17 protein-coding genes are annotated in these 24724 nt (G+C 64.2%); 11 read left to right on the top strand and 6 right to left on the bottom strand.

Annotation, left to right across the window (positions count from 1 at the left end; translation table 11 throughout):
* The first annotated feature begins 346 nt into the window (after positions 1-346).
* Both aceE and aceF read left to right on the top strand, forming a co-directional pair.
* On the top strand, positions 347-3007 hold the full coding sequence (gene aceE, locus GQB00_RS09085; RefSeq protein ID WP_165855983.1) for a pyruvate dehydrogenase (acetyl-transferring), homodimeric type: 2661 nt from the start codon (positions 347-349) through the stop codon (positions 3005-3007).
* A 10-nt stretch (positions 3008-3017) separates the two neighbouring features.
* The gene (gene aceF, locus GQB00_RS09080; protein ID WP_165855982.1) at positions 3018-5012 is read left to right on the top strand and encodes a dihydrolipoyllysine-residue acetyltransferase; all 1995 of its coding nucleotides are present in this window, start codon (positions 3018-3020) and stop codon (positions 5010-5012) included.
* 527 nt (positions 5013-5539) lie between these two features.
* Here the strand turns inward: aceF and GQB00_RS09075 are convergent.
* Complete coding sequence (locus GQB00_RS09075) at positions 5540-6688, bottom strand: DcaP family trimeric outer membrane transporter (RefSeq protein ID WP_111494429.1); 1149 nt, start codon at positions 6686-6688, stop codon at positions 5540-5542.
* Between the two features lie 163 nt (positions 6689-6851).
* Between GQB00_RS09075 and GQB00_RS09070 the strand changes: the two genes are divergently transcribed.
* The 7 genes from GQB00_RS09070 to astB all read left to right on the top strand — a co-directional run bounded on the left by GQB00_RS09070 (position 6852) and on the right by astB (position 16185).
* Positions 6852-8315, top strand: coding sequence for an exonuclease domain-containing protein (locus tag GQB00_RS09070; RefSeq protein WP_165855981.1), 1464 nt, complete (start codon positions 6852-6854; stop codon positions 8313-8315).
* Positions 8316-8357: 42 nt separating this feature from the next.
* Complete coding sequence (locus GQB00_RS09065) at positions 8358-9287, top strand: GlxA family transcriptional regulator (RefSeq protein WP_165855980.1); 930 nt, start codon at positions 8358-8360, stop codon at positions 9285-9287.
* Between the two features lie 262 nt (positions 9288-9549).
* Positions 9550-10761 (top strand): aspartate aminotransferase family protein, encoded by a 1212-nt coding sequence (locus GQB00_RS09060; protein WP_111494436.1) that lies wholly within the window; start codon positions 9550-9552, stop codon positions 10759-10761.
* 66 nt (positions 10762-10827) lie between these two features.
* Positions 10828-11841 carry an arginine N-succinyltransferase gene (locus GQB00_RS09055; RefSeq protein WP_111494438.1) on the top strand — a complete coding sequence of 338 codons (1014 nt, stop codon included), beginning with the start codon at positions 10828-10830 and terminating at the stop codon, positions 11839-11841.
* Positions 11842-11860: 19 nt separating this feature from the next.
* Positions 11861-12925 carry an arginine N-succinyltransferase gene (gene astA / locus GQB00_RS09050; RefSeq protein WP_165855979.1) on the top strand — a complete coding sequence of 355 codons (1065 nt, stop codon included), beginning with the start codon at positions 11861-11863 and terminating at the stop codon, positions 12923-12925.
* A 73-nt stretch (positions 12926-12998) separates the two neighbouring features.
* The gene (gene astD, locus GQB00_RS09045) at positions 12999-14480 is read left to right on the top strand and encodes a succinylglutamate-semialdehyde dehydrogenase (RefSeq protein ID WP_165855978.1); all 1482 of its coding nucleotides are present in this window, start codon (positions 12999-13001) and stop codon (positions 14478-14480) included.
* A 361-nt stretch (positions 14481-14841) separates the two neighbouring features.
* Complete coding sequence (gene astB, locus GQB00_RS09040; protein ID WP_165855977.1) at positions 14842-16185, top strand: N-succinylarginine dihydrolase; 1344 nt, start codon at positions 14842-14844, stop codon at positions 16183-16185.
* Positions 16186-16251: 66 nt separating this feature from the next.
* On the opposite strand, the gene GQB00_RS09035 is transcribed toward astB, so the two are convergent.
* Positions 16252-16890, bottom strand: coding sequence for a TetR/AcrR family transcriptional regulator (locus tag GQB00_RS09035; RefSeq protein ID WP_165855976.1), 639 nt, complete (start codon positions 16888-16890; stop codon positions 16252-16254).
* Positions 16891-17138: 248 nt separating this feature from the next.
* On the opposite strand from GQB00_RS09035, the gene GQB00_RS09030 reads away from it, so the two are divergent.
* Together GQB00_RS09030 and GQB00_RS09025 are read left to right on the top strand one after the other, a co-directional pair.
* The gene (locus GQB00_RS09030; protein WP_323127262.1) at positions 17139-18194 is read left to right on the top strand and encodes an efflux RND transporter periplasmic adaptor subunit; all 1056 of its coding nucleotides are present in this window, start codon (positions 17139-17141) and stop codon (positions 18192-18194) included.
* Complete coding sequence (locus tag GQB00_RS09025) at positions 18191-21217, top strand: efflux RND transporter permease subunit (RefSeq protein WP_165855974.1); 3027 nt, start codon at positions 18191-18193, stop codon at positions 21215-21217. The genes GQB00_RS09030 and GQB00_RS09025 overlap by 4 nt, the downstream gene beginning before the upstream one ends.
* 151 nt (positions 21218-21368) lie before the next feature.
* Here GQB00_RS09025 and astE read toward each other — a convergent pair whose 3' ends face one another.
* From astE to GQB00_RS09005, 4 genes are read right to left on the bottom strand one after another with little or no spacing between them, the layout of a single operon-like run.
* Positions 21369-22385, bottom strand: a complete 1017-nt coding sequence (gene astE / locus GQB00_RS09020; RefSeq protein ID WP_165855973.1) for a succinylglutamate desuccinylase — start codon at positions 22383-22385, stop codon at positions 21369-21371.
* An 11-nt stretch (positions 22386-22396) separates the two neighbouring features.
* Positions 22397-23116 carry an ABC transporter permease gene (locus GQB00_RS09015; protein WP_165855972.1) on the bottom strand — a complete coding sequence of 240 codons (720 nt, stop codon included), beginning with the start codon at positions 23114-23116 and terminating at the stop codon, positions 22397-22399.
* 4 nt (positions 23117-23120) lie between these two features.
* On the bottom strand, positions 23121-23825 hold the full coding sequence (locus tag GQB00_RS09010; RefSeq protein ID WP_111494456.1) for an ABC transporter permease: 705 nt from the start codon (positions 23823-23825) through the stop codon (positions 23121-23123).
* A gap of 57 nt (positions 23826-23882) precedes the next feature.
* A complete protein-coding gene (locus GQB00_RS09005) occupies positions 23883-24638 on the bottom strand; it encodes a transporter substrate-binding domain-containing protein (RefSeq protein WP_111494458.1) in 756 nt (251 codons plus the stop codon).
* Between the last annotated feature and the right edge of the window lie 86 nt (positions 24639-24724).

The raw sequence follows: 24724 nt of genomic DNA, 5'->3' as shown, positions 1-24724 counted from the left end.
GCGTTGATCAGGGGCTCACTACTCACTAGTAGACTAGTGTGAGATATCGGGCAGTACGAGTCCTGCGCTGTTCAGACATTGGTCGCAGGCGGCTTGTCGGAGGCGGAGCCAGCGACCACGCTGAAGGTTTCCCCGGACCTTGGATCGGGTTCATCGGTTTGTTCGGGAACTCTGACAACATCTACCGACAAACCCATGACCCGGGCGATCCTGTTCTATGCTTACTGGAACCTTTTGTGAGCCCGTTTGGGCCAGAACGCTGTGATTTCGGCTCGGCGCGAACCGCCAGTCGGCCACGACAAACGTCTTCCGCATTGCCAACATGATGCTTGATGAGGAGGGTCGGATGTATCAGGACGAAGATCCTATCGAAACCCAGGAGTGGATGGAGGCTCTGGATTCCCTGATCGACAACGAGGGGATCGATCGCGCCAAGTTCATCCTGGAACGCCTGTCCGAGCGCGCCAGCCGCGAAGGCACCCAGTTGCCATATTCCATCACCACGCCGTTCCGCAACACCATTCCGCTGAAGCAGGAAGCCCGGATGCCCGGTGACCTGTTCATGGAACGCCGCATCCGTTCGCTGATCCGCTGGAATGCCATGGCCATGGTACTGCGGGCCAACCAGCGCCCGGGGGAGCTGGGCGGTCACATCTCCAGCTTCTCGTCGGCGGCGACCCTCTACGACGTGGGCTTCAACTACTTCTTCAATGCCGGTAACGAGAAACAGGAATCGGATCTGGTCTATTTCCAGGGGCACTCGGCGCCTGGTATCTACGCCCGTTCCTACCTGGAAGGGCGCCTGGAGGAAGAGCATCTGGACAAGTACCGCGAGGAAGTCGACGGCAACGGCCTGTCGTCCTACCCGCACCCCTGGCTGATGCCGGATTACTGGCAGTTCCCCACCGTGTCCATGGGGCTGGGGCCGATCCAGGCGATCTACCAGGCCCATGTGATGAAGTACCTGCACAGCCGCGAGCTGGTGGATATGGGCGATCGTCACGTGTGGTGCTTCGTCGGCGATGGCGAATGCGATGAGCCGGAAACCCTGGGCTCGATCTCCATGGCCGGGCGCGAGAAACTGGACAACCTCATTTTCGTGGTCAACTGCAACCTGCAGCGTCTCGATGGCCCGGTGCGAGGCAACGGCAAGATCATCCAGGAACTGGAAGGCGTCTTCCGCGGCGCCAACTGGAACGTGCTCAAGGTGGTCTGGGGGCGCATGTGGGACCCACTGTTCGACCAGGATCAGGACGGCCTGATGCAGCGCGCCATGGATGAATCCTGCGACGGCGACCTGCAGAACTACAAGAGCAACGGCCCGGCCTACACCCGCAAGAATTTCTTCGGCCGCTACCCGGAACTGGCCAAGATGGTCGAGCACCTGACCGACGACGACATCAACAAGCTCAACCGTGGCGGGCACGATCCCTACAAGGTCTACGCGGCCTACCACAATGCTGTGCACCATAAGGGGCAGCCCACGGTGATCCTGGCCCACACCATCAAGGGCTACGGCTTCGGAGACGCCGGTGAAGCCCAGAACACCACCCACTCCCTGAAGAAGCTGGACATCGACCAGCTCAAGCGCTTCCGTGACCGTTTTGCGGTGCCATTGAAAGACGAGGAGCTGGAAAAGGTGCCCTACTACCGGCCGGCTCCGGACAGCCCGGAAATGGTCTACATGAAGAAACGCCGGCAGGAGCTGGGCGGCTTCCTGCCCAAGCGCCGCAAGGACAGTCAGCCGCTGAAAGTGCCCGGGCTGGATATCTTCAAGAATCTGCTGGAGGGCTCCGGCGACCGCAAGATCTCCACCACCATGGCGTTCGTCAGGCTGCTCACGTCCCTCACCAAGGACAAGCGCGTGGGCAAACGGGTGGTACCGATCGTGCCGGACGAGGCGCGCACCTTCGGCATGGAAGGTATGTTCCGGCAACTGGGGATCTACACCTCGGAGGGGCAGAAATACACGCCCCAGGACCGCGACCAGATCATGTACTACAAGGAGGACAAGAAGGGCCAGATCCTGGAAGAGGGCATCAACGAGGATGGTTCCATGGCCGCCTGGATGGCCTGCGCCACGTCCTACAGCACCAACGATTTCCCGCTGATCCCGTTCTACTGTTTCTACTCCATGTTCGGCTTCCAGCGGGTCGGTGACCTGGCCTGGGCGTCCGGCGACATCCAGGCGCGGGGCTTCCTGGTGGGTGGCACCGCCGGGCGCACCACGCTCAACGGCGAGGGCCTGCAGCACCAGGACGGTCATAGCCTGATCCTGGCCCAGACCATTCCCAACTGCGTGGCGTACGATCCGGCCTACGCCTACGAGATGGCCGTGGTGGTGCAGGACGGCATGCGGCGCATGTACGAAGACAACGAGAACGTCTTCTACTACGTCACCATGATGAACGAGAACTACGAGCAGCCAGCCATGCCCAAGGGCGCCGAGGACGGCATCATCAAGGGGATGTACAAGTTCGGCACGGTGGATACCAAGGGCCGCAAGAAGAAGCCGCGGGTTCAACTGCTCGGCGCCGGTACCATCCTCAACGAGGTTCGCGCGGCGGCCGAGCTGCTCCGGGACGACTACGGCGTGGCCAGCGACATCTGGAGCGTCACCAGCTTCAACGAACTGGCCCGGGACGGCCAGCACGTGGACCGCTGGAACAAGCTGCACCCGGACGACAAGCCCAAGCAGCCATACGTGACCCAGTGCCTGCAGAAGCAGATCGGGCCGGTGGTGGCGTCCACCGACTACATGAAACTCTACGCCGACCAGGTTCGCGCCTGGGTGCCCAAGCACTATGAGGTCCTGGGGACCGACGGGTTTGGCCGCAGCGACACCCGAGAGCGTCTGCGCAGCTTCTTCGAAGTGGATCGCTACCATGTGGTGGTGGCGGCGCTCCGGGCCCTGGCCGCGGATGGCGAGATGGAACAGAAACAGGTGCTGGAGGCGATGCGCAAGTACAACATCGACCGCAACAAGCCGAATCCGGTGAAGAGCTGAGGAGACCGCCATGAGTGAGCAGGAGATCAAGGTACCCGATCTTGGCGGCGCGGATGAGGTGGAAATCATCGAAATCGCTGTCAGCGCGGGGGATACGGTCGAGGAGGAGGACCCGATCCTGACCGTGGAGTCCGACAAGGCGTCGGTGGACCTGCCGTCGCCAATGGCCGGCAAGATCACCAAAATTACCGTGTCCGTGGGGGATTCGGTCAAGGAAGGCGACGTGGTTGGGCTGATCGACGCCGACGGCGCGGCGGCCGATGAAACGTCTGATGACGACACGCCGGACGAACCGTCTGAGGACGCCTCTGAGGACACCACTGAGGACAAAGCGGACGACAAGCCCGCCAAACCGGCAGCATCGACTGCCGGCGGCTCGCGCACGGAGACGGTCACCGTTCCTGATCTGGACGGGGCGGAAGACGTGCCTGTCCTCGAGATCAACGTGAAAGAAGGGGACGACGTGGCCGAGGATGATCCGCTGGTAACGGTGGAGTCCGACAAGGCCACCTTCGAAATTCCGTCACCCTTCGCCGGCAAGGTGGGCAAGCTGCTGGTCAAGGAGGGGGATAAACTCTCCGCCGGCGACAAGCTGCTGGAGATGACGGTCAGCGGCGGTGAGAGCGACGGCGAGGAGAAAGAAGCGTCAGCAAAGGCCAGCGAGGCATCGGCGGAATCCTCGCCGGAAAGCGCGCCCAAACCGCAGAAGAAAGCCTCCGGCGGTTCACGCAAGGAAACCGTCAAGGTGCCCAACATGGATGGCGCCGAAGGTGTGCCGGTTCTGGAAATCAACGTCAGCGCCGGTGATGAAGTGGCTGAGGAAGATCCTCTGGTGACGGTGGAGTCGGATAAGGCAACGTTCGAGATCCCGTCGCCCTATGCGGGCAAGGTGGACAAGGTTCTGGTCAGCGAGGGCGACAAGCTTTCCGAAGGCGACAACCTGCTGGAAATGACCGTCGCCGGTGACGGTGAGGCGGCGGACAAGGGGGCTGACGAAGCCCCGGCTGCGGAGGAGAACAAGCCGTCCCGGGCGGAAGGGGAGCAAGCATCCCCGGCCGCGGAGTCAGTCTCTGACGAACCAAAAACCTCCGGCAAGGTGCACGCCGGCCCCGCCGTGCGCAAGCTGGCGCGGGAACTCGGCGTGGACATGGCGCGCATCCGGGGCAGCGGGCCCAAGAGCCGCATCCTCAAGGACGACGTCCAGGCCTACGTCAAAGGCGAGCTGCAGAAAACCCAGGAAGGGAGCGCTCCGGCCGCTGCGGGCGGCGCCGGCATCCCCGGCGTCAAACTGCCGGATTTCAGCCAGTTCGGCGACATCGAGCGCGAGAGCATGTCGCGCATCCAGGTGGCCACTGCCAACAACATGCAGCGCAACTGGCTCAACGTGCCTCATGTGACCCAGCACGACGCGGCGGACATCACCGACATGGAGGCCTTCCGCAAGAGCCTCAAAGCGGAGGGCGAAAAACGCGGCGTGAAGATGACGCCCCTGGCGTTCCTGCTCAAGGCCAGTGCCCATGCGCTGCTGGAACTGCCGCAGTTCAACGTGTCGCTGGATATGGAGCGCCGGGAGGTGATCCGCAAACGCTACATCCACATCGGCATTGCGGTGGACACGCCCAACGGGCTGATGGTGCCGGTGATCCGGGATGTGGATAAGAAAGGACTCTGGGAGCTGGCGGAGGAAGCCTCCGAAATGGCGGCCAAGGCGCGGGACAAGAAGCTCAAGCCCAACGAGATGCAGGGCGGGTGCTTCTCCATCACCAGCCTGGGCGGTATTGGCGGTACGGCGTTCACGCCCATTGTCAGCACGCCGGAAGTGGCGATTCTCGGTGTGTCCAGGGCGTCCATGCAACCGGTGTGGGACGGTGGCGCTTTCCAGCCCCGGCTGATGATGCCGCTGTCCCTGTCCTATGACCACCGGGCTGTAAATGGCGCCGATGCCGCACGCTTCACGACGTTGCTGGGGCAGGTGCTGGGGGACGTTCGACGGTTACTGCTCTGAGGTGAAGGCGATCCAGGAAAAGCGGGCTTCGGCCCGCTTTTTCGTATTGGGTAGTCGGGCTGTTCAATGTAGCCGAAGCTTGAGCGTCGGAGGAGCCGTAAGGCTCCCCGCAAGATCACTCTCGATTTCTGTCGGGGCCCGTCGGGCCCACCGAAGCTAAAGCTCCGGCTACACCAGACGGAACACTAGTTGGCAAAGTACATCCAGTCGAAATAATCGTGCAGGTCGTCCATTACGGCGGCCTCGAACGGGTGGGTCAGTTCAAACAGAACGCTTTGGTCGTCAGTCCGTTTCATGGTCAAACCCTCGTCTTCGAAATGGACCGGGTCATGCCCGGTAAGGGAAACGCAGCATAGGGCGTGCCATGGGCAGGGGCAGGCGGGAAATCAGTCGGTTCGAAGATCGGGTTTGTCAGATCGGGCCAGGTGCACGGGGTGTGCTGCGCCAAACCGGTGCCCGGTGAGCGATCGCGGTGCCACAAAAAAGCCCCGGCCATGGCGACCGGGGCTTTTTTGTGGCGCGCTTCGTCAGAAGTTGTACTGGCTGGCAAACAGGATGCGGCTGGCGTCGCCGTCATCGCCGTTTACTTTGTCCACCATGAAGTAGGCGTATTCCACGCCCATGGTGACGTTTTCCACCGGGCTCCACTGGTAGTTGATCATCGCGTTGCTGTTGGTTTCGTGTTTCTCGCCGACGTTGGCCGTTCCAAGATCGTCCTCGGCATCGTCCCAGTCGTTGGTGGCAAAGCCGTAGCCGGCGTTAATGGAACCGGGGCCGACATCCACGCCCACACCGACTGTGCCGCCGTAGCCGCTGATGGTTTCCAGATCGCCGTTGGCGTCGACGTAGGCGTCCTCGGCGGCAAAGTTGTCGCCGGAGCGATACAGGTAGGCGTTACCGCCGTCGCTGTAGACCAGCGCCCCCTGCAGGCTGATCGTGTCGGTCAGCGCGAACTTGGCCGCGCCGAAAACCGCAAAACCGACGGCGCTGTCGTCTTCGGTGCCTGTGTCGTACTCGACCTGCTGCGCCAGGGCGGCGGCCGAGAACGACAGTGGTCCGGAGGCACTCTCGAAGCGGGCGGTCAACGTGGGCAGGCTGTGCTTATCGTCCACACCACCAACGGAGTAGACGGAGCTGATATTTTCCTCCAGCGACACCGACAAGGGCCCGGAGGTGTACCGGCCCTGGGCCACGCGACCCTGAAGACCGGCGTTCCCGGCCAGGGCGTCGAAATCGAGCACCGAGGTGTTGCCGACGAAACTGTTGAAGTTGGACCAGGTCTGGCCCAGCAGGACGCCCATATATTCGCCATAGGCATGACGCAGTCGCAGGTCGCCGCCGCCGTTGCCGCGGAAGTCGCCTTCCACGACGACTTGCAGGCCCTGTTCGGTCATGACCTTGACACCCAAGCGGCTCTGGACCGCGTCGGCGTCGAAGTGACCGGTCACTTCATCGTCTTCCGCCGCCCCGGTATTCACTTCGTCGAAGGAACCGGCCTGGGTGGAAATACCGATGTCTTCGTCAATGTCATAGACGGCGTTGAGGCGGGCGTAACCGTAGAGCTCGGCTTCGATTGAGCCGGGGTTGAGCTCGATGGCGCTGGCCTGACCGGCCAAGCCGAGGATAAAGGCAGAGGTTGTAGCCTGAACTGCGATTGTTATTTTGTTGCGGTTCATCCTGGTGTTCTCCGTGCGTTATTGTTGTGTTGCGTCAAATTCAACCTAGTTACGGTAATGTGACAATACAAAGTAAATTGATCAAAAATTATACTAAGGTCTAATCTTCAAATTCCCTTTGGAATCGCGGTCCAGTGGCGATTTATTCACGTAGAGGATAAACATGACTGAGACTGCGGCTTTTCTCGATTCTGCGACGCTGGCGTTCATCGATCTGGAAACCACTGGCGGCAATTCCGCGGCGGATCGCATCACCGAGATCGGTATTCGCTTCTGGCACGATGGCGAGGTCATCGACGAGTGGCAGACCCTGCTCAACCCCCAGACCCGCATCTCCCCGTTCATCGAGCGGTTCACCGGCATCAGCAACGAGATGGTTGCGGACGCACCGCTGTTCGCGGACATCGCCGACACCCTGCGCGACAAACTGGACGGCTGCGTGTTCGTGGCCCACAACGCGCGCTTCGACTATGGCTTCATCAAGGCGGAATTCCGCCGGCTGGGGCAGGCGTTCTCGGCGCGGGTGCTGTGTACGGTGAAGCTGTCGCGGCGTCTGTACCCGCAGCATCGGCGCCACAACATGGACACGCTGATTGCCCGGCACGGCCTGCCCACCGTGCAGCGTCACCGTGCCATGGGGGATGTGGAAGCCATGCTGGCGTTCTTCGAAACGACGCTGACGGACAAGGGCGGAGAGGCGGTCGAAGCGGCGGTGCGTCATTTGCTGCGCCGACCGAGCGTGCCCTCGCACCTGCCCACAGACATCCTCGATACCTTGCCGCAGGCGCCTGGGGTGTACCGGTTCTACGGTGAGAACGATGTACTGCTGTATGTGGGCAAGAGCACCAACATCCTGCAGCGGGTGGCTTCGCATTTTTCCGGCGACCACAACTCCCACCGCGGGGTACGTATGTCCCAGAGCCTGCGCCATGTGGACTGGACAGAGACCGCCGGCGAGCTGGGCGCAATGCTTCTGGAACTGCGCCAGATCAAGACCCTCAGCCCGCTCTACAACCGGCGCTCGCGGGCGGCCAAGACGCTGGTCAGCATCGAGCTGACCGAGAGCGATTCCGGCTACCTGCAGGCGCGACTGGTGCGTGAAATTGGGCCGCACCGGCTGGGGGATTACTTCGGGCTGTTCCGCAGCGTGAAGGACGCCCAGCGGGCCCTGCAGGGCATCGCTGCCAAGAATGAGCTTTGTAACCGGCTGCTGGGGCTGGAGCCCGACAACGACGGCCCCTGCTTTCAGCGCACCCTTGGGCGTTGCCAGGGTGCCTGCGAGGGCGAGGAAGACGTCACCCGCTACAACCTGCGCATGCAGATCGGCTTCCACGGCCTGCGCCTGACCACCTGGCCCTGGCCAGGGCCGGTGGGGGTGGTTGAGTACAACCGGGAGCGCGACCGCACCGACATTCTCATCATCTACAACTGGATGCACGTGGCGACGGTCCACGACGAAGCCGAACTGGCGGATCTGTCCCTGTCGTCCGGGAGTGTCACCTTTGACCTGGATTCCTATAAACTGGTGGTGAAGGCGCTGATGGCGCGCGATGGCCACAAGCGACGGATCATCGAGCTGCCGGCGGTCGGGTCGCCCGATGTGCTGATGCCGGACGCCGACGCCTGAACGAATCCACGCCGGGGCACCGGGCTGTTTGAGGGGTATCACTTGTCACTGAATGTCGGTTTGCTGCTGCTGCCCGGCGCCTCCGCGCTGACCTACGCCGCAGCGGTCGAACCTTTGCTGGCGGCCAATCGTCTGCTGGGCGAAACCTGCTTTGCCATCCATCACTTCGGCGTAGGTGGCGCGCTCGGCGCTGGCCTGCCCCTGCCGCAAACCGCACTGCAGGATGACGACACACCGCTGCACTGGTTGTTGGTGATCGGCGGTCACGCCCCGCCCCGTTCGCTGCAGGACAGTTTGCCGGACCAGCTGCGGGCCCGCGCACCCGCCCTGAAACTGATCGGCGGTCTCGCCAGCGGCAGTCTGGTGCTGGCGGAGGCGGGGTTGCTCGATGGCTACCGCGCCGCCCTGCACGGTCTGCCGGCGGCGGAGCGTCGCCGTCGTTACGCCGGTATCCGCCAGAGCGATGACGTTTTCTGCGTTGACCGCAACCGCGTTACCTGTCGCGGCGCCACCGCCGCCCAGGACCTGATGATCTGGACCATCGGCCGCGAGCTGGGGCGCGACGTGGCCGAGGCCCTGGCCCAGTGGTTCGTCCGCGAGCGGGTGGGGGAACCGGATCTGGGCGGCGGAACCGAACTCGACCAGGCGACCCGCCAGGAACAGCCGGCGCTGGCGGAGGCGGTGGACCTGATGTTCGCCAACATCGAGGAACCCCTGTCCGGGGACGACATCGCCGGCCACGTGAACCTGTCCCGGCGGCAGCTCGAGCGACTGTTCCGCAAGCATCTCGATACCGTTCCCTCACGCTACTACCTCAAGCTGCGACTGGACCGTGCCCGCGAACTGGTGCGCAACAGCGGCCTGAGCCTGACCGAGATCGCGCTGTCCTGCGGCTTTTCGTCGGGGGCGCACTTCAGCACCACCTACCGCAATGCGTTCGGGTTGACGCCGTCGGAGGACCGGGAGGTCTGAGGCGAGCGAGTGGCGGATGTGGCCGTCGTGAATGTACCCGTCGCGGATGTAGCCGAAACGTCAGTTTCGGAGCAGGCCGAAGGCCTGCCGATATAGCCCGGGGCCCTTCCGAATCTGACGTTCCGGCCGTCGACGCGGGAGCGACCATCTCACCCGCCACAGGTCGCAATCCTGTAACGTCCGGGTCGCAATCCTGAAAGCGACATCCACAGCACCTTCATAGAATCGTGGCAGTTTCTGACAACACGATAACGAGGATGCTATGACAACACCTTCCATTACCCGCGAAATGTTTGATGACGTGATGGTCCCCAACTACGCGCCGGGCAAGATCATCCCGGTCCGCGGCGAAGGCTCGCGCGTCTGGGATCAGGAAGGCAAGGAGTACATCGACCTGGCCGGCGGTATCGCCGTCACGGCGCTGGGCCACGCTCACCCGGGGTTGCTGGGCGCCCTGACCAGCCAGGCCGAGAAGATCTGGCATCTGTCCAACGTCATGACCAACGAGCCGGCGATCCACCTGGCCAGGACCCTGTGCGACCTGACCTTTGCCGAGCGCGTATTCTTCGCCAACTCCGGCGGCGAAGCCAACGAAGCGGCCTTCAAGCTGGCGCGCCGTTACGCCTGGCAGCACCACGGCGGTGACAAGAACGAGATCATCTCCTTCAGGAACAGCTTCCACGGTCGCACCCTGTTTACCGTAAGCGTCGGCGGCCAGCCCAAGTACCTGGAAGGTTTCGAGCCGGCGCCGCAAGGCATTCACCACGCCGACTTCAACGACCTGGCCAGCGTCGAGGCCCTGATCTCCGACAAGACCTGCGCCATCGTGGTCGAGCCGATCCAGGGCGAGGGCGGCATTCTGCCGGGCGAGCAGGCGTTCCTGGAAGGCCTGCGTGAGCTGTGCGACAAGCACAACGCCCTGCTGGTGTTCGACGAAGTGCAGACCGGCGTGGGCCGCACCGGCCACCTCTACGCCTACCAGATGTACGGCGTGACTCCGGATATCCTGTCCACCGCCAAATCCCTGGGCGGTGGCTTCCCGGTCGGCGCCATGCTGACCACCGCCAAAATCGCCGAGAGCCTGGGCGTGGGCACCCACGGCAGCACCTACGGCGGCAACCCGCTGGCCTGCGCCGTGGCCCAGCGCGTGATCGACATCGTCAGCCAGCCGGAAGTGCTCAAAGGCGTCGAAGCGCGTTCCAAACGCCTGCGCGAAGGTATGGAGAAAATCGGCCAGAAGTACGGCGTGTTCGAGCAGGTTCGCGGCGCCGGCCTGCTGCTTGGTGGTGTGCTGACTGATGAGTGGAAGGGCAAGGCCAAGGAATTCCTCAACGCCGGCCTGGAAGAGGGTGTGATGGTGCTGGTGGCTGGAGCCAACGTAGTCCGCCTGGCTCCGTCGCTGATCATCCCCGAGTCTGACATCGACGAGGCCCTGGAGCGCTTCGAACGCGCCGTTGCCAAGGTGGCCGGTTAACACCGGGCTTGTGCGGGCCCGCTGGTCGGGCCCGCGATTCGCACGACTCACAGGAGAAACGGATCCATGTGGATTGTCCGACCCGCACGACACGAAGACCTGGCCGGCATTGAAAAGCTGGCCACCGGTCACGGTGCCCGTGTATCCACCTTGCCCCAGTCCCGGGACAAGCTGAGCGAGAAGATCGACCATTCCCTGCGGTCGCTGGCGGGAGATCCCGCGTTGGCGGACCGTGAGCGGTTCCTGTTTGTGCTGGAAGATTCCGAGACCGGTCGCATTCACGGCAGCGCCGGCATCGACGCCCGCGCCGGCAACGGCCAGCCGTTTTACAACTACCGCCGCGACGAGCTGATTCACGCGTCCCACGAGCTGGATGTGTCCAAGCGCGTGTCGGTGCTGTACCCGACCCACGAGCTGACCGGCAAAAGCCTGCTGTGCTCGTTCACCATCGACCCGGACCTGCGCGACGGCGAGGCGTTTGAGCTGCTGTCCCGCGCCCGCCTGCTGTTCATCGACCGGCACCGGGAACGCTTCACCGACGAGCTGGTGGTGGAGATCCAGGGCGTGCAGACCGACGAGGGCAACGCGCCCTTCTGGGACAGCCTCGGCCGGCATTTCTTCCATATGGATTTTGCCACCGCCGACTACTACTCCGGCGTCAAGAGCAAGACTTTCATCGCCGAACTGATGCCGCCCAACCCGATCTACGAGACGCTGCTGTCGGAACCGGCCCAGGCCGCGATCAGTCAGCCCCACGACGCCGCGGCGCGCACCTGCCAGTTGCTGGAGCGGGAAGGCTTCCGCGTCGGCAAGCACATCGACATTTTCGATGGTGGCCCGGTGCTGGAGGCCCGCACCGATGCGCTCAACACCATCACCAGCCGTCGCACCAAGAACGTCCGGCGGGGCGAGGGCAGCCGGGGCGTGCGCTACCTGGTGGCCAATGGTGAAAGCGAACAGTTCCGCTGCACCCTGACCAACGTCAGCGATGGCCTGGGCGACGTGGTGCGTCTCAATACCGCCGTGGCCGATGTGCTGGCTGTGTCCGACGGCGACGATCTGGCCCTGGTCGCCCTCTAGCCCTGAAAGGAGACGTAGAATGCTTTTGATTCGACCCGTCAACCAGGGCGACCTGGAAGACCTGCTGGAGATGGCGCACGGCGCTGGCAAGGGCCTGACGTCCCTGCCGCCCAACCGCGACCTGCTGGCCAGCAAGATTGCCCGCGCCGAAGAGACTTTCAACGAGCGTTGTGAACCCGAGGCGGGCATGTATCTGTTTGCCCTGGAAGACACTGAGCTGAGGAAGTGCGTCGGGATCAGCGGCATCGAGGCCCGCGTCGGCCTGGACGAGGTCTGGTACAACTACCGTCTGTCCACTACGGTCAACGCGTCGCGGGAACTGGGTGTCCACGTGCGCACGCCCACCCTGCACCTGACCAACGACATGACCGACACCAGCGAGATCTGTTCGTTGCTGCTGTCCGACACCCACCGCCAGGGCGGGAACGGCCTGCTGCTGTCCCGCAGCCGGTTCCTGTACATGGCCGACTTCCGCGAGCTGTTCTCCGACAAGGTGTTCGCCGAGATGCGCGGTGTGTCCGACGCCGATGGCCGCAGCCCGCTGTGGGACGCCCTGGGCCGGCGCTTCTTCGACATGGATTTCAGCGAAGCGGACTTCCTGTCCGGCATGGGCAACAAGTCGTTCATCGCCGAGCTGATGCCCAAATACCCGATCTACGTCCCGCTGCTGCCGCCGGCGGCGCGCGAGGTGCTGAGCGAGGTGCACGACAACACCAAGCCGGCGTTGCGCATGCTCCAGGCCGAAGGCTTCAACTTTAACGGGCTGGTGGACATCTTCGACGGCGGCCCGGTGGTGGAAGCGTTCATCCACAACGTCCGCGCCGTGCGCGAGAGCATGAAGCGCCACGTGCTGGTGACGCGCCAGCCGGTGAACCTGGACGTGCCGCCCGAGGAACGCGCCATGGTGTCCAACCGCTCGTTCCGGGATTTCCGCGTCACCACGCTGCCGCTGAGCTGCATCAAACCGGACACCGTCAGCATGCCGGCGGAAGTGGCCGACGCCCTGCAGGTGACCTCCGGCGATCTGGTGCGACTGTCGCCCCTGAAAGACGGCAACCGCACCCGCGCGGCCCAGAATCACTGACCCCGACGGCTGACAATACGAATTCCCGTGCAGGCGTTCGCGACTGCACGCCACAGAATGACAGGAGTGAGATATGACCATTGAACTGACCGGCGAACTGCTCATCGACGGCAAATGGCTGACCGGCCACGGCCCGGCCCTGGAATCCATCCAGCCGGTGACCGGCGATGCGGTCTGGCAGGGGCAGAGCGCCGACGTGGAAGACGTGGACGCCGCCGTACGTGCGGCCCGCAAAGCATTCCCGGCCTGGCGCCGCAAGTCGTTCGAGGAGCGCCTGGCGATCGTCGAAGCCTTCGCCAAGGAGCTGGAAGCCAACAAGGAAGCGCTGGCCCACACCATCGGTGAAGAGACCGGCAAGCCGATGTGGGAGTCCCGCACCGAAGTGGGCGCCATGATCGGCAAGATCGGCATCTCCAGGAAAGCCTACGAAGACCGCACCGGCTACAGCGCCAACGAAGTGGCCGGCGGCCAGGCGGTCCTGCGCCATCGCCCCCACGGCGTGGTGGCGGTGTTCGGCCCTTACAACTTCCCGGGCCACCTGCCTAACGGTCACCTGGTGCCGGCGCTGCTGGCGGGCAACACGGCCCTGTTCAAGCCCAGCGAGATCGCCCCGGCCACGGCCGAACTGACCCTGCGCCTGTGGCTCAAGGCGGGTCTGCCGGACGGCGTGATCAACCTGGTCCAGGGTGAGAAAGACACCGGCGTGGCCCTGGCCAATCATCCGGGCATCGACGGCCTGTTCTTCACTGGCAGCTCCAACGTCGGCCACCTGCTGCACAAGCAGTTCGGCGGCCAGCCGGAGAAGATCCTGGCGCTGGAGATGGGCGGCAACAACCCGCTGATCGTGCAGGACGTTTCCGACCTGGACGGCGCCGTCCACCACGCGATCCAGTCTGCGTTTCTGTCCGCCGGTCAGCGCTGCACCTGCGCCCGCCGCATGCTGGTACCGGAAGGCGAGGCCGGCGACCGCTTTATCGATCGTGTCGTCGAGGTGGCCAGCAAGATCCAGGTGGGGCGTTTCGACGCCGATCCGCAGCCGTTCATGGGTGGTGTGGTCTCGGTCGCGGCGGCGGATGCGCTGCTTGACGCCCAGGCCAACCTGATCGAGAAAGGCGGCAAGTCGCTGCTGGAAATGCGCCGCCTGGAAGAGAACACCTCCCTGCTGTCCCCGGCCATCATCGACGTGACCGACGTGAAGGATGGCGTGGATGAAGAGTTCTTCGGCCCGCTGCTGACCGTGATCCGTTACCGGGATTTCGACCAGGCCCTGGAGCTCGCCAACGACACCCGTTACGGCCTGTCCGCCGGCATCCTCACCGACGATCGCTCCCTATACGAGCGCCTGACCGAAGAAGTCCGCGCCGGCATCGTCAACTGGAACCGGCCCCTGACCGGCGCCAGCAGCGCTGCTCCGTTCGGTGGCGTGGGCGCCAGCGGCAACCATCGCCCCAGCGCCTACTACGCGGCGGACTACTGCGCCTGGCCGATGGCCTCGCTGGAGTCGGAGAAGAGCGCCATGCCGGACGCCCTGGCGCCGGGCCTGAGCTTCGACTGAGGCGATGAGTACGTGTCGCCGATGCTGTAGAGCGTCTTAAGATGTCTAGGCTTTGAAGCCTCTCTCCCCTTGAGGGAGAGAGGTTTGGAGAGAGGGGGACGAGGCGACAGCCTCGCCGAGCGCCCTTTGGGGGCCGCCATGGGCGCTTACCGGCGTCTCCCCCTCTCCCTGACTCCGCTCTGAGCCCCGGCCCTTCGCCAGAGGCTCCGGGCGTTCCGGCGGGCGAAGCGACGCTTCGCTTTTCCGCCGTCACCCCGCGAGGGGAGGGGGAGTCTTCAGTCTGACTCTCTGGAAAGCAGCTACATTAAGACATGCCGGGTGATACCCGAATGTCACCCTGACGAATTTTGGTGAGGTTTTCATGACCCAACACGCCACAGAAGCGAATTTCGACGGTCTGGTTGGACCGACCCACAACTACGCGGGCCTGTCCTGGGGGAATGTGGCCTCCAAGTCCAACGTCAGCGCGGTCTCCAACCCGAAGGAAGCGGCCCTGCAGGGCCTGGCCAAGATGAAGGCCCTGGCCGACCGGGGCTTTGTGCAGGGCATCCTGCCGCCCCACGAGCGCCCGCACATTCCCACGCTGCGCAAGCTGGGTTACAGCGGCAGCGACGCGGACGTGCTGGCGGCCGCCGCCAAAGACAATCCGGTGGTGCTGGCGGCGGCCTCCTCCGCCTCCTGCATGTGGACGGCCAACGCGGCGACGGTGTCTCCCAGCGCCGATACCGCGGATCACCGGGTGCATTTCACCCCGGCCAACCTGAACGCCAAGTTCCACCGCTCCATCGAGCACGAGGTGACCGGTAGGGCGTTGAAGTCCATGTTCTCCGACGACGCCTACTTCGCCCACCATCCGGCCCTGCCGGCGGTGAGCCAGTTCGGCGACGAAGGTGCGGCCAACCACACCCGCCTGTGCGGCGCCTATGGCGACCCCGGGGTGGAGCTGTTCGTGTTCGGGCAGTCGGCGTTTGATGAGACCGCGCCGGCGCCCAAGCGCTTCCCGGCGCGCCAGACCCTGGAGGCGTCCCGCGCCATTGCCCGACTGCACGGGCTGAGCGACGCCCACTCGGTCTTTGCCCAGCAGAATCCGCACGCCATCGACGCCGGCGTGTTCCACAACGACGTGATCGCGGTGGGCAACGGCAACGTGCTGTTCTATCACGACATGGCGTTCCTCAATGAAGACCAGGTCCTGACTGACGTGCGGGCTCGCCTGAAGGGCGCCGAGCTGCAGCCGGTGCGGGTCAGCTCCGACGAGGTGCCGATTGCCGATGCGGTCAGCTCCTACCTGTTCAACAGCCAGCTGCTGACCCGCCAGGACGGTTCCATGCTGCTGGCGGTGCCGGGCGAATGCCGTGAGATCGAATCGGTGAGCCGCTATCTGGACAAGCTGGTGGCCCAGGGCGGGCCCATCGCCGCGGTGGAGGTGTTTGACGTCAAGCAGTCGATGCGCAACGGCGGCGGGCCGGCGTGCCTGCGTCTGCGCGTCGTGCTGACCGACGACGAGCTCAAGGCCATGCACGACGGTGTGCTGATGAACGACGCCCTCTACGAGCGCCTGTGCACCTGGGTGGAAGGCCATTACCGCAGCGAGCTGACCCAGGCGGACCTGGCCGATCCCATGCTGCTGGACGAGAGCCGGCATGCGCTGGATGAACTGACCGGGATTCTGGGATTGGGCTCGATCTACGATTTCCAGCGGTAATCGTGGCTTGGACCAAAAAGGGCGCTTCGGCGCCCTTTTTTGTTGCTGACCCCGGCGTGTTGAACGCTATGCCTTGATGGAGCGCAGCAGCATCTCCATGGTGTGCCGGATCAGCGCGTCACCCGGGTAGGTCGCCAGCGGCCCGTCGTCGCCCATTTCCTGCTGGCACATCATGATCACCCCGTGCAGCGCGCCGCGCAGGTAGAGGGCGGTCTGGAAACTGTCGCTGACCTGTTGCGCATCGACGCTGCCGTCGGCGATGCCCATATCCAGCGCCTGCACCATCAACTGCATGGTTTCCATCTCGCAACCGACCATGACCTGCGCTTCCTCGGTCTCGGCCTCCTGCATGGCGGTGGTGGCCTTGGTCAGCGCCGCAAAGTAGTCCGGCTCCTCCTGCCAGAAGTGGTAGTAGGCTGTGCCGATGGCCTGGATCTTGTCCAGCCCGGTGACGCCCGTCTCCAGGGCTGCCCGGAAGCGTTCCCGCAAGCGTTCGGCGGCACGCAGCATGATGCCCCGCTGGATCGCCGCCTTGTCCTTGAAATAGACGTAGAGCAGGGCTCGGCTGAGGCTGGCGGTCCGCGCGATGTCGTCCATCGAGGTGCGGTCGTAGCCTTTCTCCGCGAACATGGTTTCGGCCGCGTCGAGAATCGATAACTGCCTTTGCTGTTTTTCCCGTTCCCGACGTTCCTGCAGGTTGCTCATACTTCCGACCTTTCCGATTGCTTGAGGACCATCTTACTGGGCTGGCAAGCCATCCCGCGAATTTATGTGCGCTCCAGTTATTGACAATGTGTCAAAGAGTGACATGATGTCGAAATAGTCGTTCAGTTACTGAACTAATGCAAGGGCGGCGACGCTGCCCGAATGATCCGGATCGCGTCAGAACGCAGGTGAACGCCATGATCTCCGCTCCCCGAAGTGCTCGTTCCGTTGTCCTTTCAGGATGTCTTGTGTGGCTGGTGGCCGTTCTCTCCGGCTGCTCGGAATCCGTCAGTGCACCGGCGGCCATGAACACCTCGGTCAGTGTGCGTACCGCACCAGTGCAGCTCGGCGGTGAGCGCAGTGAACCGCTGCGCTTTGCAGGCATCGTCCAGGCGCGTCAGCGCGCCACCCTGACGTTCCAGGTCAGCGGCACGCTGCGGGAACGCCCGGTGGAGCTGGGGGAGCAGGTGGCTGAGGGCCAGACGCTGGCCCGACTGTACAACCCGGGGCTGGAGCCGGCCCGGGATTCCGCCCGGGCCCGCCTGCAGGAGCTGCGGACCCAGCTCGACCAAGCCGGGCGTGAGTGGCGTCGCTCGCAAAGCCTGTTCGAGCGGGGCGTGGTGTCGGAGCAGGCGCTGGAGCAACTGGCGGCGCGGCGTGATGCGCTGCAGGCCAGCGTGTCCACCGCCCGGGCTTCCCTGGCCGAGGCTGAGCGCATGGTGGCGGAAAGCACGCTGAAAGCGCCATTCAGCGGCCGCATCGAGGCGCTGCTCGTGGAGTCGGGCGAGTTCGTCTCCGCCGGCCAGCCGGTGGCGCGCCTGTCCTCGCCCAGCGGGCAGGAAGTGGAAGTGCGGGTGCCGGCTTACTTGCTGGGCCAGGTTCGCCTGGGGGATGCGGTCAAGGTCTGGTCCGTGCAGGCGCGGGAGCAGGCGCCGGTGACCGGCACGGTGGTGGAAATCGCACAGCCCAGCGGTCTGCGCGGCGAGCTGCATGCGGTGCTGGTGAACCTGCCGGAGCACACGCTCGACGCCGGCGTGCCGGTGGAAGTGGGGATTGCGGCTTCGGACCGGACGACCCTGTCAGTGCCGTTGCTGTCGGTCATGCGCTCGCCTTCGGGCACCAGCGTGTTTCGTGTGGCGGCGGACGGTGACCGGCCCACGGCGGAACGGGTGGACGTGGCCGTCCGCCGCATCGTGGGCGAGCAGGCGCTGCTCGAGGAAGGTGGGCTGCAGCGGGGCGATCGCGTGGTCTACGCCGGCATGACCCGGGTCACGCCTGGAGACGCGCTGGAGGTCCTGCCATGATCGGCAAACTGATGCGCTGCCGGCGCCTGTTGGGCATGGTGGTGGTCATGCTTTGCCTGCTGGGGGCCGCCGCCTACAATACCATGCCGCGCCAGGAGGATCCGTCGTTTCCCTACCGGGCCGGGCTGTTGACCGTGTCCTATCCGGGTGCCAACGCCGACACGGTGGAGCGCCTGGTGCTTGATCCGCTGGCGGACGAGCTGCGCCAGGTGGAGGAGGTGGATTTCAGTACCGGCACCGCGCGCACCGGCGTGGCGGTGGTCAATATCCGTCTTAACGACACCCTCTACGATACGGATGCCGCCTGGGACCGGGTGCGTCAGGCGCTGGATCGGGCCCGGCTGGAGTTTCCCGACGGCGTGGGGCCACTGCGGCTGGACGACCGCCTGATCGATATACCGGCGGTGGTACTGGCGGTGGGCGGTTCACCGTCGGTCACGGCGCTGACGGAGCAGGCCGAACGCCTGAAGGACAACCTGCTGGATCTCCCCGGCGTGTCCCGCATTGAGGTGGACGGTGATGTGGACGAACAGATCACCCTGGCCCTGGACGACGCGGCGCTGTACCGGCTGGGCATCTCGCCATCGCGGGTGCTGGATACCCTGGCCCAGCGCAATCAGGTGATTCCCGGCGGCTTCCTCGTGGTCGACGGCCAGCGCCTGTCGGTGTTGCCCAACAGCGAATTCACCGACATCAATGCCATTCGCGCCACGCCCATCGCCCTGCCGGACGGTTCCCAGGTGCCGCTGGCCGCCGCCGCCGACATCTGGCGCGGGCCGGAAGAACCGCGCCAGCCGGAAACCTGGAAAGACGGTGAGCGGGTGGTGCTGGTGTCGCTGATCCTGGAAGAGGGCACCACCGACGCCATTCGCTTCGGCCAGCGCGTGCGGGAACGGCTGGCGCAGATCGCGCCCGATTTTGCCCCTTACACCATCGAGGAAATGTTCTTCCAGCCCGACAAGGTGGAGGCGCGCCTGGACAACCTGGCCTGGAGCCTGCTGTTTTCCGTGCTGATCATCATCGCCGTGGTGTTTACCGGCATGGGGCTGCGTATGGGCCTGCTGGTGGCGACGATCCTGCCCATGGTCACGCTGATCAGCATCGGGCTTTACGATCTCGGCGGCGGCGTCCTGCACCAGATTGCGGTGATCGGCATGGTCATCTCACTGGGGATCCTGATCGACAACGCCATCGTGATCGTCGAGAACATCCAGAGCCGGCTGGACCAGGGAGCGGCCCGGCGCGAGGCGCTGGTGCAGTCGGTGAAGTCGCTGGCCGGGCCGCTGGGCGCGTCCACCGGCACCACGCTGGCGGCGTTTGCACCGCTGCTGCTGTCCAAGGGCGGGACGGCGGATTTCACCCGGGGCATTCCGGTGATGATCATGCTTACCCTGTCCATCAGCTATCTGCTGGCGATTTCCGCAGTGCCGCTGCTGGCGTCCCGTTTTCTCAAGCCGCGGCGTCGTGTAAACGTCGATCCCCTGGCGGGGCTGGCGCGCCGGCTGGGCAGCCTGGTCGCCCGGCTGCCCGGTCTGCTGGTCGGCCTGGGTTTGTTGATGGTCGTCGCCAGTGTCGCGCTGACGCCGTTCCTCAAGCAGCAGTTTTTCCCCAACGCCGACCGGCCGCGGGTGGTGGTGGAGCTTTACATGCCGGAGGGCACCGACCAGGCGCGCACCGCCATGGTGGCGGCGGAGCTGGAGCGGGCCCTGCGTACACGCCCGGAAACGGTCAACGTGCACCGCTTCGTCGGTTTTACCGGGCCGAGTTTCTACTACAACCTGAGCCGCGCGCCGCAGGCGCCCAACCGGGGCCGGCTGGTGGTCAGGACGCATAACCTGTCGGAGACCACGGCCCTGGTGCACTGGGTGCGCGACTACGCCGCCGAGGCCCTGCCCGAGGCGGACCTGACCGTGGGCATCCTGGGGCAGGGTCCGCCGCGGGTAGCGCCGGTGGAAGTGCGCCTGTACCACCCGGACGATGCGATCCGCGCGCAGGCGGTGGAGACGGTCTATGCTGGCCTGCGGCGGGCCCCGGGAGCGGTGGACGTGCGCCACGACCTGGACCCCGGCGTGCCCAGCGTGCGCGTCAATGTGGACGATGCCATCGCCGCCCGTTATGGCGTGACCCGTGCCGATGTGGCGCGCAGCCTCTACGGACAGAGCTTCGGTATGGTCGCTGAGCAGTACCGTCGCGAGGATGATCCCATTCCGCTGGTGCTGCGTTCCCGGGACGGCACGGACCTCTCGCTCTCGCGTCTGCTGTCGATCAACGTCTACACCAACGACGGCCGCGCCGTGCCGCTGTCTGCCGTGGCCACCGTGGGGACCACCTGGGAGCCGGCCGCGCGCTACCTGCGTAACGGCGTTCGGGTAAACACCGTGACGGCCAATCTGGAAACCGGCTACAGCTTCAGCCAGGCCCTGGACGGGCTGGGAGCCTATCTGACGGAGCATCCGTTGCCGCCGGGCGCTCGCCTGGAATACGGCGGCGACGCGGAGGGCTCCAGCGACGCCAACAACGCAATCCTGACCACCGCGCCCATCGGCGTGTTGCTGCTGATGTTCTTCCTGTTGCTGCAGTTCAACTCGTTCAAGCGGGTCGGAATCATCCTGCTCACGGTGCCGTTGGCGACGGTAGGGATTTTCCCGGGGCTGGTGTTGTCCGGGTCGCCGTTCGGTTTCCAGTCGCTGTTGGGCGTGATCGCGTTGGTGGGGATAGTGGTGAACAACGCCATCGTCCTGCTGGATGTGATGGATCGTCAGTTGGAAACGGGAGCCGATATTCGTGACGCCGTGCGCGAGGCGGTCGAGCAGCGCACGCGGCCGATCCTGTTGACCACGGCGACCACGGTGGCGGGCCTGTTGCCGCTGGCCTTCTCCAGCTCGACCCTCTGGCCGCCTATGGCTTGGGCGATCATTTCCGGCCTGTTGGCTTCAACGGTGCTGACGCTGCTGGTGGTGCCGGCGCTGTGCGTGAAGGTGATTCGCGGGCCGGTGGTGGATATGGCGCCGGACGCGGCCTGAAGGATGCGAGGCAGGGCCTGAAATGTAGCCGAAACTTCAGTTTCGGAGGGGCCGTCCAGGCCCCGGCGCAAGACGACGGCAGGCCGGCGGCCTGCTCCGAAGCTAAAGCTCCGGCTACAGGCAGGCAAGGTGAGCCTCGTGAAGAAGACCGTCAGGCCTTCTCCCGCACCAGCAGCCCCACCCGCTGCCCGACAGGTACGTTGCGGTTGGGGAAGACGATGGCCTCCGGCCTGTCGCCCACCTTGTGCTGGGTCTCTTCGTCTTCCCAGATCACGGTGCCCGGTTTGTAGGGCGTGAAGTTGGAGACATCGTCCGGCACGTGGAAGCGGAACCGGTCGCCGGTGTTGAGGATCTCGTGGACCACTTCGAACACGGTCAGCTCGTCCGAGTCGCGGGGTGGCGGTGTTGGCTCGTCGGCGATCAGGCGGCGCAGGGCGTTTTCGATGCCCTTGAAGCGCAGCAGGTCGTTCTGACCGAATGGCCGCACCTTGCCCAGCTCGATGGTGAAACTCTCCGCGCCCAGGTGGCTGGACGAGAATGACGAGAAGGTCGTGCCCGCCTTGTGTTGCAGCAGCAGCGTATGGACGTCCGCTTCCAGCAGGAAGTCGCACTGGCTCTGCGGCACCTGGCGACCCGCGACGAACGGGTAGAGCGCGAACTTCTCCCGCAGGGAGGGGCGGATGGCTGTGTGCAGGTCGTAGTGGACCACGTCCTGGGCGTTGCCAGCGAAGTCCCGGCAGGCCTGCTCCAACTGGGCGGCGCGGGTCGCCTCATCGCTGCCGGCATACTCCGCTTTGGCGTGGGCGCCGCTGAACAGGCGGTTCATGTTGTGTTCGACGAAACGGTCGCCGGCGACCATGGACGGCGGGTTGCCCAGAATCAGCAGGGTGCGCCGGCCCAGGGTCCAGCGACCGTCGATCAGCTCGTTGAGCAGTCCGTTGACCACTTCGATGGGGGCGGTTTCGTTGCCGTGCACACCGGCGGAAATGATCAGGCGGCGATCGTCGGCGTCGGCCGGAATCAGGTCCAGCAGGCCGGTGTCCAGGCGTCGGATCACGGTGCCGTCGGCCAGTTTGACTTCGGCCGGCGCCGAGGATTCACTGGCGTGGGCCAGGGTGTGGGCGAGCCAGTCCGGCTCGCCCTCAAACAGGATGGTACGGATAAACATGTCTCAGGCCCTTAACTCAGCGGCTTGAGGTGGCGCAGCATTCGCTTCTCCAGCAGGCGGAAGCAGAACACGATGGTAAAGGTCAGGGCCATGTAGATCAGGGCCACGGCGATGAAGGCATCAAACGGCGCGTAGAAGCGGGAGTAGATGTCACGCGCGGCGCCGGTCAGGTCCACGATGGTCACCACGCTGGCGATGGCACTGGCGTGCAGCATGAAGATCACTTCGTTGGAATAGGCCTGCAGGGCACGGCGGGCGGCGCTGGGCAGGATGATCCGCTGCATGCGTTTCATCCAGGACATGCCGTAAGCCTTGGCCGCTTCCACCTCGCCATAGGGCGTGGCTTCCAGGGCGCCGCGGATGATCTCCGTGGTGTAGGCCGCGGTGTTCAGCACGAACGCCAGCAGGGCCGGGTAGAACGGATCCTTGAAGATCACCCACCAGAAGGTGTCCTGGATGCCCTCAATCTGGGCGATGCCGTAGTAGATGATGTAAAGCTGGATCAGCAGCGGCGTGCCGCGGAACAGGTAGGTGTAGAGCCATACCGGGCCGGACACGAACGGGTTACGCACTGTGCGCATCACCGCCAGCGGAACGGAAAGCACCAGGCCGATGACCAGCGACAGGAAAACCAGTTGTACGGTAGTCACCAGGCCATCCCAGTAATGCAGCATGGTGGTGGCGGTGAACACCTGGTTCTGGTTGAGAAGCTCGGTAATGAATTCTGGCATTTGCTCAGTCCCCCTTGACGATACCGACGCTGACCCGGGAATTGAGCCACTTGATAAAGAGTTCGGACACGGCCGTCAGCAGCAGGTACATGATCGCTACCGGCACAAAGAACTTGAAGGGCGCGTGTTCGGCCTTGCTGGCCTGTTCGGCGATGCGGACCATGTCGGTCAGGCCGATGATGGAGACCAGGGCCGTGGTCTTGAGCAGCACCTGCCAGTTGTTGCCGATACCGGGCAGGGCGTGGCGCAGCATCTGCGGGAACATGATGCGGCGGAAGGTGTGCCAGCGGCTGAAGCCGTACGCCTTGCCTGCTTCAATCTGACCGCTCTCAACGGCCAGGAAGGCACCGCGGAAGGTTTCGGTCATGTAGGCGCCGAAGATCAGGCCGATGGTAAGCACACCGGATATGAACGGATCGAACTGGATAAACCAGTCGATTTCGAATTCGTAGTAGAGAAAGTCGGACAGGCTGTTCACCATGACCTGGCCGCCGTAGTACAGCAGCAGCATCATGACCAGATCCGGTACGCCGCGGATAACGGTGGTGTAGAAGGTCGCGCCAGCGTACAGGCCGCGATTGCCGGAAAGCTTGGACGAGGCGCCGATCAGTCCGAGGACTACCGCAAGCACCAGCGACAACAACGCCAGTTCAGCGGTAACCACTGCGCCTTTCATTAATGAAGGGCCGTAGCCGTGCAGGTCGAGCATGGATAGGTCCGTGTTGGGGACAGGCCGCCGGCAGCGTTGCCGGCGGCCGTGCCGGGTTTACATCTTGATGTCGTAGGAGAAGTACTTCTTCATGATGGTGTCGTAAGTGCCATCATTTTTCAGAGTCTCCAGGGCGGCGTTGATCTGCTCGGCCAGATCCGCGTCGCGCTTGCGCATGGCAACGCCCACGCCTTCACCCAGCTTCACCGGCTCGCCGATTTCGTGGAAACCTTCACGGCCCAGCAGAGTCTGCTCGCCCACCGGGTAGTCGACGAAGACCATGTCCAGGCGCTCGCCTTCCAGGTCCAGGACCATGTCGTCGGCGGTGGTGTAACGCTTGATTTCCACGGTGCCGCTCATGTTCTCGGTGACGTAGGTGTCCATGGTGGTACCGCGCTGGACGCCGACGATCTTGCCTTTCATGGCGTCCATGTCAGACGGGTCGGTGTTTTCGTCGTTCTTGGCGAACCAGCCACCCGGGGTGATGTAGTACGGCTCGGAGAACAGCACCTTCTCGGCGCGCTCCGGGGTGATGGACATGGAAGACATGATGGCGTCGAACTTGCGCGCCAGCAGGCCCGGGATCATGCCGTCCCAGGACTGGATGACGAAGTCACAGTTGGCTTCCAGTTCCTTACACATGGCTTCGGCCAGTTCCACTTCGAAACCGGTCAGGGTGCCATCCGGGTTTTTGTATTCGAACGGCTCGTAGGGCACGTCGAATGCAATGCGAATGTCTTTCCAGTCGCGTGCCTGGACGGAGCCCGCTGCGACGGCCAGGGCACAGGTTGCTGCAACAATCAGCTTTTTCATGAGTCGCTTCTCCATTGTTTTGCCTTTTTATCCAGTGATTCGGGATCACTGTTTTCTCTTTTTTCTGAACGCTTTCCGGCGGGCCA

The sequence above is a fragment of the Marinobacter sp. JSM 1782161 genome (assembly GCF_011421605.1).
Classification (GTDB): domain Bacteria; phylum Pseudomonadota; class Gammaproteobacteria; order Pseudomonadales; family Oleiphilaceae; genus Marinobacter_A; species Marinobacter_A bohaiensis.
This window is presented reverse-complemented; position numbering and strand designations above follow the sequence as displayed.

Excerpts from the sequence above, each read along its gene's own strand:
- aceF (WP_165855982.1), top strand. The coding sequence starts at position 3,018 with ATGAGTGAGCAGGAGATCAAGGTACCCGATCTTGGCGGCGCGGATGAG.
- astA (WP_165855979.1), top strand. The coding sequence starts at position 11,861 with ATGCTTTTGATTCGACCCGTCAACCAGGGCGACCTGGAAGACCTGCTG.
- astE (WP_165855973.1), bottom strand. The coding sequence starts at position 22,385 with ATGTTTATCCGTACCATCCTGTTTGAGGGCGAGCCGGACTGGCTCGCC.
- astB (WP_165855977.1), top strand. The coding sequence starts at position 14,842 with ATGACCCAACACGCCACAGAAGCGAATTTCGACGGTCTGGTTGGACCG.
- GQB00_RS09025 (WP_165855974.1), top strand. The coding sequence starts at position 18,191 with ATGATCGGCAAACTGATGCGCTGCCGGCGCCTGTTGGGCATGGTGGTG.
- GQB00_RS09055 (WP_111494438.1), top strand. The coding sequence starts at position 10,828 with ATGTGGATTGTCCGACCCGCACGACACGAAGACCTGGCCGGCATTGAA.
- GQB00_RS09075 (WP_111494429.1), bottom strand. The coding sequence starts at position 6,688 with ATGAACCGCAACAAAATAACAATCGCAGTTCAGGCTACAACCTCTGCC.
- GQB00_RS09005 (WP_111494458.1), bottom strand. The coding sequence starts at position 24,638 with ATGAAAAAGCTGATTGTTGCAGCAACCTGTGCCCTGGCCGTCGCAGCG.
- GQB00_RS09010 (WP_111494456.1), bottom strand. The coding sequence starts at position 23,825 with ATGCTCGACCTGCACGGCTACGGCCCTTCATTAATGAAAGGCGCAGTG.
- aceE (WP_165855983.1), top strand. The coding sequence starts at position 347 with ATGTATCAGGACGAAGATCCTATCGAAACCCAGGAGTGGATGGAGGCT.
- astD (WP_165855978.1), top strand. The coding sequence starts at position 12,999 with ATGACCATTGAACTGACCGGCGAACTGCTCATCGACGGCAAATGGCTG.
- GQB00_RS09035 (WP_165855976.1), bottom strand. The coding sequence starts at position 16,890 with ATGAGCAACCTGCAGGAACGTCGGGAACGGGAAAAACAGCAAAGGCAG.
- GQB00_RS09070 (WP_165855981.1), top strand. The coding sequence starts at position 6,852 with ATGACTGAGACTGCGGCTTTTCTCGATTCTGCGACGCTGGCGTTCATC.
- GQB00_RS09060 (WP_111494436.1), top strand. The coding sequence starts at position 9,550 with ATGACAACACCTTCCATTACCCGCGAAATGTTTGATGACGTGATGGTC.
- GQB00_RS09015 (WP_165855972.1), bottom strand. The coding sequence starts at position 23,116 with ATGCCAGAATTCATTACCGAGCTTCTCAACCAGAACCAGGTGTTCACC.